Annotated in this window: 15 protein-coding genes and 1 tRNA gene; 9 read left to right on the top strand and 7 right to left on the bottom strand. The window is 67.7% G+C overall.

Annotation, left to right across the window (positions count from 1 at the left end; translation table 11 throughout):
* Positions 1-24 precede the first annotated feature (24 nt).
* Positions 25-822, top strand: coding sequence for an aminotransferase class IV family protein (locus AOZ06_RS51160; protein WP_054297530.1), 798 nt, complete (start codon positions 25-27; stop codon positions 820-822).
* On the opposite strand, the gene AOZ06_RS51155 is transcribed toward AOZ06_RS51160, so the two are convergent.
* Together AOZ06_RS51155 and AOZ06_RS51150 are read right to left on the bottom strand one after the other, a co-directional pair.
* Positions 803-1,546 carry a glucose 1-dehydrogenase gene (locus AOZ06_RS51155; RefSeq protein ID WP_054295994.1) on the bottom strand — a complete coding sequence of 248 codons (744 nt, stop codon included), beginning with the start codon at positions 1,544-1,546 and terminating at the stop codon, positions 803-805. The two genes, AOZ06_RS51160 and AOZ06_RS51155, sit on opposite strands and share 20 nt — an antisense overlap.
* Positions 1,547-1,590: 44 nt before the next feature.
* On the bottom strand, positions 1,591-2,424 hold the full coding sequence (locus AOZ06_RS51150; RefSeq protein WP_054295993.1) for a helix-turn-helix transcriptional regulator: 834 nt from the start codon (positions 2,422-2,424) through the stop codon (positions 1,591-1,593).
* A 68-nt stretch (positions 2,425-2,492) separates the two neighbouring features.
* Here AOZ06_RS51150 and AOZ06_RS51145 point away from each other — a divergent pair, with 68 nt between their 5' ends.
* From AOZ06_RS51145 to AOZ06_RS51130, 4 genes are read left to right on the top strand one after another with little or no spacing between them, the layout of a single operon-like run.
* On the top strand, positions 2,493-3,947 hold the full coding sequence (locus AOZ06_RS51145; RefSeq protein ID WP_054295992.1) for an MFS transporter: 1,455 nt from the start codon (positions 2,493-2,495) through the stop codon (positions 3,945-3,947).
* Complete coding sequence (locus AOZ06_RS51140; protein ID WP_218921912.1) at positions 3,944-4,381, top strand: SRPBCC family protein; 438 nt, start codon at positions 3,944-3,946, stop codon at positions 4,379-4,381. The genes AOZ06_RS51145 and AOZ06_RS51140 overlap by 4 nt, the downstream gene beginning before the upstream one ends.
* A gap of 36 nt (positions 4,382-4,417) precedes the next feature.
* Positions 4,418-5,176, top strand: coding sequence for an SDR family NAD(P)-dependent oxidoreductase (locus tag AOZ06_RS51135; RefSeq protein WP_218921911.1), 759 nt, complete (start codon positions 4,418-4,420; stop codon positions 5,174-5,176).
* Between the two features lies 1 nt (position 5,177).
* Positions 5,178-5,525 (top strand): MerR family transcriptional regulator, encoded by a 348-nt coding sequence (locus tag AOZ06_RS51130; protein WP_054295991.1) that lies wholly within the window; start codon positions 5,178-5,180, stop codon positions 5,523-5,525.
* A 183-nt stretch (positions 5,526-5,708) separates the two neighbouring features.
* Here AOZ06_RS51130 and AOZ06_RS51125 read toward each other — a convergent pair whose 3' ends face one another.
* On the bottom strand, positions 5,709-5,999 hold the full coding sequence (locus tag AOZ06_RS51125) for a hypothetical protein (protein WP_054295990.1): 291 nt from the start codon (positions 5,997-5,999) through the stop codon (positions 5,709-5,711).
* Positions 6,000-6,382: 383 nt separating this feature from the next.
* On the bottom strand, positions 6,383-7,324 hold the full coding sequence (locus tag AOZ06_RS51120) for an NAD-dependent epimerase/dehydratase family protein (protein ID WP_054295989.1): 942 nt from the start codon (positions 7,322-7,324) through the stop codon (positions 6,383-6,385).
* A gap of 74 nt (positions 7,325-7,398) precedes the next feature.
* On the opposite strand from AOZ06_RS51120, the gene AOZ06_RS51115 reads away from it, so the two are divergent.
* Positions 7,399-7,848 (top strand): MarR family winged helix-turn-helix transcriptional regulator, encoded by a 450-nt coding sequence (locus AOZ06_RS51115; RefSeq protein ID WP_054295988.1) that lies wholly within the window; start codon positions 7,399-7,401, stop codon positions 7,846-7,848.
* Between the two features lie 10 nt (positions 7,849-7,858).
* Here AOZ06_RS51115 and AOZ06_RS51110 read toward each other — a convergent pair whose 3' ends face one another.
* Complete coding sequence (locus AOZ06_RS51110; RefSeq protein WP_054295987.1) at positions 7,859-8,218, bottom strand: MerR family transcriptional regulator; 360 nt, start codon at positions 8,216-8,218, stop codon at positions 7,859-7,861.
* 57 nt (positions 8,219-8,275) lie between these two features.
* Here AOZ06_RS51110 and AOZ06_RS51105 point away from each other — a divergent pair, with 57 nt between their 5' ends.
* On the top strand, positions 8,276-9,154 hold the full coding sequence (locus tag AOZ06_RS51105) for a polysaccharide deacetylase family protein (protein WP_054295986.1): 879 nt from the start codon (positions 8,276-8,278) through the stop codon (positions 9,152-9,154).
* A 363-nt stretch (positions 9,155-9,517) separates the two neighbouring features.
* On the opposite strand, the gene AOZ06_RS51100 is transcribed toward AOZ06_RS51105, so the two are convergent.
* Together AOZ06_RS51100 and AOZ06_RS51095 are read right to left on the bottom strand one after the other, a co-directional pair.
* Positions 9,518-9,590: transfer RNA gene (locus AOZ06_RS51100), tRNA-Lys, on the bottom strand.
* A gap of 123 nt (positions 9,591-9,713) precedes the next feature.
* Positions 9,714-9,932 (bottom strand): hypothetical protein, encoded by a 219-nt coding sequence (locus tag AOZ06_RS51095; RefSeq protein WP_054295985.1) that lies wholly within the window; start codon positions 9,930-9,932, stop codon positions 9,714-9,716.
* A gap of 248 nt (positions 9,933-10,180) precedes the next feature.
* Here AOZ06_RS51095 and AOZ06_RS51090 point away from each other — a divergent pair, with 248 nt between their 5' ends.
* Positions 10,181-11,458, top strand: coding sequence for a hypothetical protein (locus AOZ06_RS51090; RefSeq protein ID WP_225954433.1), 1,278 nt, complete (start codon positions 10,181-10,183; stop codon positions 11,456-11,458).
* Complete coding sequence (locus AOZ06_RS51085) at positions 11,458-12,417, top strand: glutamate ABC transporter substrate-binding protein (RefSeq protein WP_054295983.1); 960 nt, start codon at positions 11,458-11,460, stop codon at positions 12,415-12,417. Before AOZ06_RS51090 ends, AOZ06_RS51085 begins: the two co-directional genes overlap by 1 nt.
* The last annotated feature ends 126 nt before the right edge of the window (positions 12,418-12,543 follow it).

Below are 12,543 nucleotides of genomic sequence, written 5' to 3'. Positions count from 1 at the left end.
GATGTGAACCCCTACGGTGACGCCATGACCTCATTCGTAGTCCAACGCAATAGCCGGACGGCTGCTGAGGCGGACCTGGCGCCGCTGGCCTTCGCCGGATACGCCCACCTGACGGCCATGCAGGTGCGTGACAGGCAGGTCAAGGGACTTGACCTGCACCTCGAGCGGTTGAGGACCGCGTCGGTGGAGATGTTCGGTACAGCGCTGCCCGACGAGCAGGTGCTGGCCGACCTGGGTGCTGCGATCGACGCGAGCCCGGCCGACGCGTCGCTGGTGGCAGTCGTCTACTCGACGGCGGGCGAGTTCACCGCGGCCGAGCCCGACCTGCAGACGCTGGTTCGCACGTCACCACCGGCGACCGGCCCACAAGGCCCGCTCGCTCTGGCTGCGTACGAGCACGAGCGCGTGGTGCCCGCGGTGAAGCACGTCGGTGAGATGGCCAAGACCTACTACCTGCGCGAAGCAGTCAGGCAAGGTTTCGACGACGCCGCGTTCACCGACCGCCACGGCAGGATCAGCGAAGCGACCATCTGGAACCTCGCGTTCTGGGACGGCTCGTCGGTGATCTGGCCGGACGCGGCCTACCTCGTCGGCATCACCATGCGGATCGTCCAGCGGCAGCTGGAGAAACTCGGTGTCCCGCAACGCTTCGAGGAGATCACCGACCCGTCCCGCTACAGCGGTGCCGTGGTGATGAACTCGTGGACGCCGGGCATCGCCGTGAACCGGATCGGTGACGCCCGGATCCCCGGATCCGCGTCCTTCCTCGACATCCTGCACCGCGCCTACGACGCCGAGCCGTTCACGACCTGTGCACGCTGACCAGGCCGCCGTCGATGATCAGGTCCTGCCCGTTGACGTAGGACGCATCGTCGGAAGCCAGGTACGCCACGGCATCCGCGACCTCGGCCGGCGTGCCGAACCGGCCGGTGGCCACCGCGGCGATCACGCCTGCGTGCTCGTCGACCGGGACGTTCTCGTGGAACATCGGGGTTTCGATGTAGCCGGGACTGACTGAGTTGACCCGGATTCCCCGCGGCCCGAGTTCGGCCGCGAAGGTGCGGGTCAGATTGTGCACGGCGGCTTTGGTCGCGGCGTAGAGCGAAGCACCGGACAGTCCACGGTGGAGCGTCCACGACGCGTTGATCACGATCGAGGCGCCGGGCGTGAGCAACGGCAGAACCTTCTGCACGGTGAAGAAAACGCCCTTGAAGTTGACCCCGATCACGCGGTCGAACTCGTCCTCCGTGACCTCGTGCGCCTCCTGGAACGACGCGACACCCGCGTTGGCGAACAGCACGTCGAGCCGGCCGTACTGCTGCTTGATCAGGGCGGCCAGGTCGTCGAGGTCGGCGAGGTTCCCGGCGTCGTTGCGTACCGCGTGGACTCCGGGCAGGTCCTCCACCGCGTCGTCCAGGCGGGTCTTGTCACGGCCGGTGACGACCACCCGCGCGCCCTCGGCGAGCAGTTTCTTCGCCGTCGTTATGCCGATACCGCTGGTGCCGCCGGTGACGAGGGCGACCTTGCCGTTGAATCGAGAAGTCATGGCGTCAGCCTGCCGACCAGGCGCCGGTGACAACCAGTGCTCGATCAACCTGGGACTGGCACCACCAGGCTGAGCAGCCGCTCGACCCGCTGTGCTGTGCCGGGACGCGGGTCGTACAGCTCCAGTGACCAGTCCGGGTGGTCGGTGGGGACGAGCGTGGTCTTGTCGAAGTACAACTCGCCCACGACCGGGTGCCGCACGGCTTTCACTGTCTGCACGGGAACGTCGACGTCGTGGCGCGCCCACAGGTCGGCGAACTCGCTGCTGGCGGCGCCCACCTCACGCACGAGCCGATCGAACTCCGGGTCGTCGGGGTAGCGCGCCGCGTCGGCACGGAACGCGGCGACGACGGAAGGCGCGACCGCCGCCCACTCCACCTGCATGCTGCGGTACCGGGTGTGGGTGAAGAACGAGATCAGGCAGTTCTGGTCGGTGTCGTCGTAGCCGAAAACCTGCCGGGTCGCGTCGTTGACCGCGATCAGGTTCCAGTGCTGGTCGTGCAGGATGGCCGGCCTCGGGTGCCACGCGTCCACGATCCGCCGCAGCTGCGGGTTCACCCTGGTGTCGCTGACCGCACGCAACGGCGGCGGGTTCATCCCGGCGAGCAGGTACAGGTGCGCCCGCTCCGGCTCGGTCAGCCGCAGCGCCCGCCCGATGGCGTCGAGCACCTCGGTCGAGACGTTGATCGACCGGCCCTGCTCCAGCCACGTGTACCAGGAGACACCGACCCCGGCGAGCATCGCGACCTCCTCGCGCCGCAGCCCCGGCGTGCGCCGCTGCCCGACTGCGACGATCCCCACATCCCCCGGTGTGAGCCGCGCTCGTCTGCTGCGCAGGAAATCACTCAGTTCCGCCCGTTTACCCACTTCAGCGGCCATGAAGCCAACCTAACAGGGGGATCGGCAGCTTGCCCTGGAGCGTGCTCCAGCTCCTACCGTCTACACCCATGGGGCTACTACCCGCGGTGAACGAGCTCAACCCGCGACGTCGACACCTGGTCCTGGCGATCTGCTGCGCCAGCATCATCGTGGTGGTGATGGACATCTCCATCGTCAACGTGGCGTTGCCCGCGATGCGCGAGGACCTGCACGCGGCAGTGTCCGGTCTGCAGTGGACAGTGGACGCGTACACGTTGGTGGTGGCCAGTTTCCTGTTGCTGGCCGGGTCGTGCGCTGACCGGTTCGGCAGGCGGCGGGTCTTCACGGTCGGCCTCACGGTGTTCGGACTCGGCTCGCTGGCCTGCGCCATGGCGCCGGGCATCGAGTGGCTGATCGCGGCGCGGGCGCTGCGGGCCGTCGGCGGCACGATGCTCAACCCGGTCGCGATGGCCATCGTGGTGACCACGTTCCCCGACCCGGCCGAACGGGCACGGGCCATCGGCGTGTTCGCCTCGATGAGCGGCCTGTCGCTGGCACTGGGGCCGATCGTCGGCGGCGCGCTGGTCGACGGCTTCGGCTGGCGGTCGATCTTCTGGATCAACGTGCCGATCGTGGTCGCGGCGATCGTGTGCACCCGGCTGTACGTGCCCGAATCCCGGGCTCCCCGGGCCCGCCGGTTCGACCCGGTCGGCCAGGCGCTGGTGATCCTGGTGCTGGGCAGCCTCGTCTACGGGCTCATCGAGTCGACCGCGCTCGGCTGGACGTCGCCGGTCATCATCGGCCTGTTGGTGGCCGCCGGGTTGGGCGTCGCCGGCATCGTCGTTCACGAACCACGCCGTGCGGACCCGTTGCTGGAGCTGCGCCTGTTCCGCAGCGTGCCGTTCACGTCCGCGATCCTGATGGCGGTGTTCGGTCTGTGCGGGTTCGGCTCCTTCCTGTTCGTGACCACGCAGTACCTGCAGGACGTGCGCGGGCTGTCGGCGCTGACAGCCGGGCTGTGCCTGCTGCCGGTCGGTGTGTTGATCCTTGTGCTTTCGCCGGTCACCGGCCGGGTTGTGGGCACACACGGCCCCCGGATTCCGCTCGTGGTCGCCGGGACCACACTGGCGCTCGGCGGCCTCGCGTCGCTGTGGCTCAGCCCAACCACGCCGCTGATGGTCGTACTCGCGATCTACGCGCTGTTCGGTGTGGCTCTCGGCGCGGTGAACCCGCCGATCACCAACACCGCGGTGTCCGGCATGCCGCGTTCGATGGCGGGCGCGGCCGCTTCCGTGGCGTCCTCCGGCCGCCAGATCGGCACGACACTGGGCGTCGCCCTCGCCGGAACGATCATGGGATCGGCCATGTCCCGCGGCGGAACTGACTTCACCAGCGCGGCCCGTGGCCTGTGGGGCCTGCTGACCGCGCTCGGCCTCGGTGTCGTCACCCTCGCACTCGTCAGCACGGGCCGGTGGGCGCGCGACACCGCCACCCGAGCCGCGGCCCTGTTCGACGAGATGGACAGGGGAGCATGGAGATCATGACCCTCCCGTTCATCGACGAACACCGGATCCGGATCGCCGCACCGGCGGCCGTTGTGTGGCGAGCGTTGCCCGCCGGCCTGCCCAACGTCGGCGACACGTTCGCGAAGCTCTACGCCACGCTGGTTGCCGCCGAACCGGCGCGCGCCACCGGCACCCTGCCCGACGAAGGCGCGACCCTGCCGGGGTTCGCGGTGTCCGAAGCCGTGCCGGAGCAGCGCCTCAAGCTGTCGGGCAAGCACCGGTTCTCGCGGTACGAACTCGACCTGATCCTGGACGCGGAGCCGGCCGCGACCGTGTTGCGTGCCCGGTCCAGCGCGGAGTTCCCCGGATTGCTGGGGAGTGGTTACCGCCTGCTGGTGATCGGCACCGGTGGGCACCGGATCATCGTGCCGCGCATGCTGCGTGCGATCCGCCGTCGAGCCGAGTCGGCTTGACCCTGACGCCGGGGTCAAGCTTTAGCGTCGGCGGACATGGAGGAAACGAACACCCTGCACGGCAAAGCCGTGATCATCACCGGCGGTGGCACCGGAATCGGCCAGGCGACGGCCCGGCAGTTCGCTGACGCGGGCGCCGATGTCCTCATCACCGGCCGCACCGCCGAACGCCTCGCCGAAACGGCCGAAGCACACCCGAAGATCCGCACGCTCGTGTCCGACATCGGCACCCCGGACGCACCCGCCGCCATCGTCACCGCCGCGCTCGACGCGTTCGGCCGCATCGACGTCCTGGTCAACAACGCCGCCATCACCCGCCCGGCACCGCTGGGCACCATCGATCGGGACGTCGCCGCCAGCGAGGTCACGACCAACCTGCTCGGCCCGGTGTTCCTCACTCAGCACGCGCTGCCGCACCTGCACGCAGGCAGCGTGATCGTCAATGTCACCTCCAATCCGCCCGAGTTCGGCTGGCCGGGCAGTTCGATTTACGGGGCCACCAAGGTCGGCCTGGACTTCCTGACCCACACGTGGGCGCTCGAACTCGCCGGGCGCGGCATCCGCGTCGTGTCGGTGGCACCGGGCATCACCGAAACCCCGGTGCTGACCCACGCGGGCTTCTCCGACGACCAGATCGCCGAAGCGGGCAACGACCTCCAGGCCCGCATCCCGCTCGGCCGGATCGCCGCACCCGCGGAGATCGCCTGGTGGATCGTGAACACCGCACGTCCCCAAGCCGCGTACCTCACGGGTACCGTCGTCCGTGTAGACGGAGGCCTGCGCGCCGGGGGATGAGATGTTGATCGGGGAGCTCGCGACCAGAGCAGGCACGACGATCCGAGCCCTGCGCTACTACGAGCAGCAGCACCTGCTGCATCCCCGGCGAACCTCGAACGGTTACCGGGACTACGACGAGTCGGCACTCGTCAGGGTCGCCAACATCCGGCAACTGCTGTCGATGGGCCTCACCGCGAACGACATCCGCGAGTTCCTGCCGTGCCTCGACCAGGAAATGAAGCACGGCCCGGTCTGCGCCGAAAGCACCGAGATCATCACCGGACGGCTCGTCGCCGTCGAGGAGAAGATCGCCGCGTTGGACGCCGTCCGCGCACGCCTGACCGAAGCGCTGGCACGAGCCGACTAGTGTCCTGAGTTTGGTTCGTCCGCTGTAGTGCGTGAATGCCGATATGGCTTCCTTTCTTGGCGGTCAGTTCGGCGAACCATCGCTCACCGAAGTTGAGCCTGGAACGTCGAGGTTGTAGTGCACGACGAACCGGGATGGGTCATCGGCCGGTGGTGGAGACGTTGTCCATCACCAGTTCCTCTGTCAGGACACGGAACCCATGTCGCGAGCGGTGTTCGGGGTGTTGATGTACGGCCGCAGCCCGCCCCCGGCCCGCTCGCACGCGGCCTCGTCGTTGCGCGCCTGCGCGGTGAACGCCGCGAACTGGTCGTCGGTCGGCCGCGACGGGAAGCTCCCGATCGACGGGCTGAGCTCGCACTCCAGCGGCGTCGACCGGCCGACTCCACGCGGATCGAACCCGATGATCGATGGCGGCCAGGGACTTCCCGAACTCGGTCGCTCGGCAGCGTGCGCGCAAGCGGCCGACGACCTCATCGGTGGTGACGTCCAGCGTGGCGTAGGCACTCAGATGCCGTGCCGTGTGCAGGCGGAGCCTGGGCCCGGCGAGCAACTCATCCAACCGGCCGGGCACGAACCGCGACCCACTCCACCACCGTTGAGCGTGATTTCCCACACTGAGGAGGGGCGCTTCAACTGATCAAGGCAACGTCGGATCGGTTGTCAGCGACGGTCACACAAACAGATCTCACGCTGCGTGACGCGCCTTTCGCATGGCCTGCAACAAGACGGGGTGCTGATCTCCTCACGCTCCTGACCTGTCAACGGTCACCGCCTGGCCGCAGTCCGATGCCCATGCAACACCGCGTTGATCGATTGGAGCCAGAAGGCCGCCTGGCGTTGTGCGCGAACTCGGGACGCTAGTTCCCGTTACGTAACCAGGAAATGTAGTCAGCGACCGCTCTTTCAGTGTTGTAGGCAGGCAGGTAGTCGGTGTCATGCAGGAGACGGGTGATGTCGAGGTACGACTGTTCGCCGGACCCGATGACAGGTAGGTCGATCCGGAAACCAGGGACGACTTTCCTGATGGCGTCGACGACTTCGGCGTTGGTCGTCGCCCGGCCGGAGGCGACGTTGTACGTGCTGTGGTTGAGGCGGTCTGCCAGTTGCAGTGCGGCGATTGCCCGGCCACAATCCTTGGCGTAGAACATGTCGATCGAGTCGTCGGCGTACACATCGGACCCGAGCTGGGGGAAATCCGGCGCTGTGCCAAGGGCGGCGGCGTTGACGAGGGCGGGCGCGGCGAAGAACGGCGAGCTGCTCTGGCCGGACGGGCCCCAGATCGCGGCGATCCGGTAGTTGACGAGTTCGATACCCGTGGCCGCGGCCAGGTGGTGGCCCATCACTTCGCCGATTTTCTTGAAAGCCGGGATCACGTGCATCGACGTCAGCGGCAGCGGCATGTCCTCCCCGAGCGCCCCGGCGCTGTCGAAACCGAGGTACACCCCGATCGTGCTCGCCAGGCCGACCCGCCGCACACCCCACTCCTGCGCCACTTGCACAACGTTGAGCAGACTGTCGACTGCCTTGCGAGCAGCGGGAACCGGCGCGTCAGGGCCAGGCGGCCACGGCATGGACCCGGCGAGATGCACGATGCCGGTGACGTCGTGTCTGGCGCCGATGGCCCGCAGCGCCGCCAGATCTCCGACATCCGCCTGCTCCACTTCGACCCGTTCCGTCGCGAAAGCGGCAGGCAGCTGCGCCGCTCGCCGTTGCACGACCACGCAGGACTCGCCCCGGTCAAGCAAAGCCAGCACGGTGTGCGCGCCGATGAAACCGAAACCCCCGGTCACCAGGATCATTGCCACTCCCATATGGTGTCTGCCTGACTGACGATCAGTACTACTGACGATCAGCTTATAGGTAGAATCGTCTTGTGTCGAGCAACGATGAACCCGGGGTCGATCTGGCCACGCGTCTTGGCTATCTGCTCAAGCACGCGCAGCTCCGCATGGATGAGCTGACCGCGGCGGCCTTGCGGCCCTACGGGATCAACGGCCGCGAGCTGGCCGTAATGCTCGTCCTCGCCACCGGCGAACCCGCGTCACAGCAGCAAGCAGCGCAGCGTCTGGGCGTCGACCGGACAACCATGGTCGCCCTGCTGGACGCCCTCGAGACCAAGGAGCTGGTCTCCCGGCACCCGCACGAGGAGGACCGGCGCCGCAACGTGGTCGAGCTCACCGAAGCCGGGCGGGAAACACTCCGCCTGGCCACCGCGGCGAGCGACGAAGCCGAACGCAAACTGCTCGAACCCCTCGGCTCCCGAGTGGACGCTCAGCACCTGAGGAACGCGCTGCGGACGATCGTGGTCCGCCCGGAGACGTGACCGCGGGCGGTCACCGGTCGGCGGCAGCCTCGATGACCTCGTCGAGCAGGTCGCGGGACGTGCTCAGTTCGGTGATCGTCCGCTGGATGCGTGCCCGCTCGGTGGCGAGTTCGTCGACCAGGCGTGGCGTGGCGATCTCCGACGGGCCGCCGTCGCCGTCCCGCATGCACGGCAGCAACTGCGCGATCTTCTTGCTGTGCAGGCCCGCGGCGAACAGGGCCTGGATCCGGATGACCCGGTCGACGGCCCATTCGGGGTAGTCCCGCTGCCCGCCGGGCGTGCGCTCCGCGGTGAGCAGCCCCTGCTGCTCGTAGTAGCGCAACGACCGTTCGCTGACCCCTGTGCGCCGGGCGAGCTCACCGATCCGCATGACGGCCCCGTCCTCGAAGTTGAACCTGACATTGATGTTAGCTTTTACCGTGGCGGTATGACGGAGAACGAGCTCTACGACTACAGCCCGATCACCGAGCGCCCCCAGATCACCTGGCCGGGCGGCGCGAGTGTGGCGTTCTACATCGGCCTCAACATCGAGCACTTCCTGGTCGACCGCCCGTCCACCAGCATCTGGCCGGGCGCCGCGAACCTGGTCCCGGACGCCCTGAACTACGGCTGGCGCGACTACGGCGTCCGAGTGGGGATCTGGCGCACGGTCGACACCCTCGACCGCCACGGAATCCGCGCGAGCGTCCTGCTGAACTCGGCGGTCGCCGACCACTACCCCCAGATCATCAAGGCGGGCCGCGACCGGAACTGGGCCTGGCTGGCCCATGGGAAAACGAACTCGATCCTGCACACGGGCATGGAACTGGACGAGGAACGAGCGTTCCTGACCGACGTGGTGGAGACCATCGCGTCGGCCACGGGCAGCCGCCCGAAAGGCTGGATGGGCCCGGGTCTCACTGAGACCTTCAACACCCCGGCCCTGCTCGCGGAGCTGGGCCTGTCCTACGTCCTGGACTGGACGAACGACGACCAGCCCTACCACCTGAACGTCCCGGGCATGATCAGCGTCCCGTACACGGTGGAGCTGAACGACCTGATCCTCCTCGACAAAGGCCTGACCGGCCCGGACCTGACCCAGATGGTGAAAGACCAGTACGACCAGCTACGAGACGACGCGAAGCGCGCAGGCAGCGGAAGGGTGATGGCCCTGGCCCTGCACCCCTTCGTGACAGGCCAGCCCTTCAGGAACAAGTACCTGGGCGAAGCCCTCGAATACCTGAAGAACCAACCAGACATCTGGCTGACAACCAGCGACGAAATAGCAACCCACTACCAAACCCACCACAAGCCTTCCCTCGCCTGACCACCCAACCCAGATGCCAACACAAGCACGCCTCACGCCCGCCAGGCAGACGACGCAGAGCTGAATGCCCAGGGCGGTAGAGGGGATGCTGGTGAGGCGAAGAGGTGCCCAGCGCTGGGTCGAAAGAAGCCCGCACCGCCAGGGGCGGGGCTTGGCCCGGAAGGGTCACGAAGCAGCCGAGCAGACCACCGACACGCAGAGCTGAACGCCGAGGCGGGAGAGGGGCTGGTGAACCGAAAAAGCGCCCAGCGCTGGGTCGAAAGAAGCTCGCACCGTGGGGGGCGTGGGGGGCTCGGCCCCCCAAAATGGAACGGGCGCCCCGGCGAGGCCGCAAAGCGACCGAGCAGGGGCACCCCAAGCCCGTGGGCCCCCGGGGGATCGAACCCCGAACCCGCGGATTAAAAGTCCGCTGCTCTGCCAATTGAGCTAGAGGCCCTGGTGTGCCACTAGCGTACCTAGTGGTTCCAACTAGTTATCGGGAGGCCTCGGTCGGCCGTGGTCAGCGGGTCGTCCATCCCCAGCGACTTGCCTGTTTCGGTGTTCTTGTCCGGTCTGTCGGTTATGACGCTGGGGTTGTCGCCAGCAGTGCGTCCAGTGCGCCGTCCTTCACGTCGCTGACCAGTGCGTGCAGCTGGGCGAGGCTCATCTGGATGCGCTGGCCGAAGTCGTCGGTGATCACGACCCGCTGCTCTTCCGTCGCGTCCGCGTCGATCCACAGTTCGGGGCAGCCGCAGTTGCACTGCCCGCAGAAGGTGGCGATCCGTTCGAGCTTGTTCATGGTCCTTGCCGTCCTCAGGTGCGGCCGATGTTCCGACGAGCAACCAAAGCAGAGCACCCGCTGCCCGGACCATCGGGCAATCAGGCGATTGACCGGCACACATGGGGGATTACGCGTCGTGACGGATCACAGGGCGGTTACTCCATGCCGGTATTCGCACGTGGCCGCATCGGCGTGGTGTTGACTCTGTGACCATGGGAGCTCCGGTCAGTGCGCCACCGACGCAGTGGAGTGACTCCGTGCGACGGATGGCTCGCTCCGCGCGGACCACGCCGGGTCGGTTGGGGATCATCGCGAGCGCGCTTGTGGCTTTGAGCGTGCTGACAGGTTTGTTCGCGGCGTTGGCTTTGCAGGCGAAACAGGACACGATCAGCGGTCTGGCCGAACACCGTGAACCGCTTTCGGCTGCGGCGCAACAGATTTACCGTTCACTGTCGGACGCGGACGCCACCGCGTCGAGCGCGTTCCTCTCCGGCGGGGCGGAGCCGGCCGCGCTGCGTGAACGCTACGAGATCGACATGGCGCAGGCAGGCGCCGCGTTGGCGAAGGCCGCGTCGGATGTCGGTGGGATCGCGGGCGCCGAGAAGCAGGTCGACACGCTCGGTCAGCAGTTGCCGGTCTACGCGGGCCTGATCGAGACCGCGCGGACGAACAACCGGTTCGGCCTGCCGATCGGCGCCGCGTACCTGCGTGAGGCGTCCACCTTGATGCGCACCAAGCTGCTGCCCGCCGCGCAGGAGCTGTACCGGATCGACATCGGCAGGCTGACCGACGAGCAGGACGACGCGGCCGGTTTCCCGTGGCTGACTGTCGCGCTCACGCTGGTGCTGCTGGGTTCGCTGATCGCCACCCAGGTGTACCTGACACGCAGGACCAATCGGTTGATCAACACAGGTCTGCTGGTGGCCTCGGTCGCTGTCGGCATCGGGTTGATCTGGGGTGTCGCGGCGGGCTGGGCATCCGCCGCCGCGGTCGGCAGCGCCCGTGACGACGGCTCGCAACAAGTGGATGTCCTGGTGCAGGCCAGGATCGTGGCGTTGACGTGCCGTGCCGACGAGACGCTCACGCTGGTCGCGCGGGGCGACGGCACCGCCTACGAGGAGGAGTGGCAGAAGCTCGCGCCGACCATCTCGGGCAAAGGCGAGAACGACAAGGATCTGCTGGCCAAGGCCCGTGCCGCGGCGAGCGACCCGGCGATCAGCCAGCAGGTGCGCGCGGCGATCGACAACGCGCAGGCCTGGCAGGAAGCGCACCGCAAGCTCCGCGAGATGGACGACAGCGGCCAGTACGACAAGGCGGTCGCCATAGCCGTCGGCGACGACGACAAGGACGCCGCGACCGCGTTCAACAAGTTGGACGAGAACCTCTCGAGTGCTATCCAGAAGGGCAGGGAGAAGTTCGTCGAGTCGACGTCTTCCGCGCAGAACGCGCTGACCGGGCTGGTGCCCGGTGTCGCGGTGCTCGCGCTGATCGGGGCGGGCGGCGCACTGATGGGGATTCGGCAACGGCTGCGGGAGTACCGGTGATGAAACGAGTCGCAGTGCTGCTGGTGGCGGCGCTGGCGCTGACCGCGTGTGGCGGACCTGAGCGTCCAGTGGACCTGGCGGTCGTCACGGCCGTCGACCGTCCCCAACCGGGTGGTTCGAAGCCCGGCGAGGCGGGCACGGGAGGCACGCAGGCGCCCAGTTGCGGCGATCCGACGGCCAGCCTGCGCCCCGCCGGCCTCGGCATCCCCGGCGGGTCGACCATGGCGAAGATCAGGGAACGGGGGCGGCTGATCGCCGGGGTCGACCAGAACACGTACCTCTTCGGCTTCCGCAACCCGGCGACGAACAACCTCGAGGGTTTCGACATCGACATGGCCAAGCAGGTGGCCAAGGCGATCTTCAACGACGACAGCAAGATCCAGTACAAGGTGCTCACGTCCCGCGACCGCGAGAAGGCACTGGCCAACGGCGAGGTCGACATCGTCGCGCGGACGTACACGATCAACTGCGAGCGGCTGCAGCAGGTGTCGTTCTCTGCCGTCTACTACACGACCGGCCAGCGCGTGCTCGTGCAGAAGGGGTCGTCGATCAACAGCATGGACGACCTCGGCGGCAAGAAGGTCTGCGCGAACGTGGGGTCGACGTCGCTGACCCAGATCGCCAAGCACCCGGCCAAGCCGGAGCCGTGGTCGGTGCTGAACTGGTCGGACTGCCTCGTGCTGATGCAGCAGGGCCAGGTCGCGGCGATGTCGACCGACGAGCCGATCCTGGTCGGGATGGCCGCGCAGGACCCGACCGTGAAGATCGTCGGCCCGAAGCTGACCGAGGAGCCGTACGGCATCGGCATCCCCAAGGCGAACACCGACATGGTGAAGTTCGTCAACGCGGTGCTCGAGCGGATGCGCGGTGACGGGTCGTGGCAGCAGAGTTACGACCGGTGGGTGGCCGCGCGCCTCGGCGAGTCCGCGACGCAGCCGACGCCGAACTACCGGGACTGACAAGGGGAATCACGATGGCCAAGTGTCAGCGACCGGACTGCGACGGCGAGACGGCGTTCGGCAAGTGCACCACGTGCGGCGCGCCCGAGCCCCAGCCTTGGACACCCCCGCAGGCGGCCGAACCGC

This window comes from Kibdelosporangium phytohabitans (assembly GCF_001302585.1).
GTDB classification, from domain to species: domain Bacteria; phylum Actinomycetota; class Actinomycetes; order Mycobacteriales; family Pseudonocardiaceae; genus Kibdelosporangium; species Kibdelosporangium phytohabitans.
The sequence above is the reverse complement of the archived record's forward strand: the minus strand, read 5'-3'. Positions and strand labels throughout refer to the sequence as shown.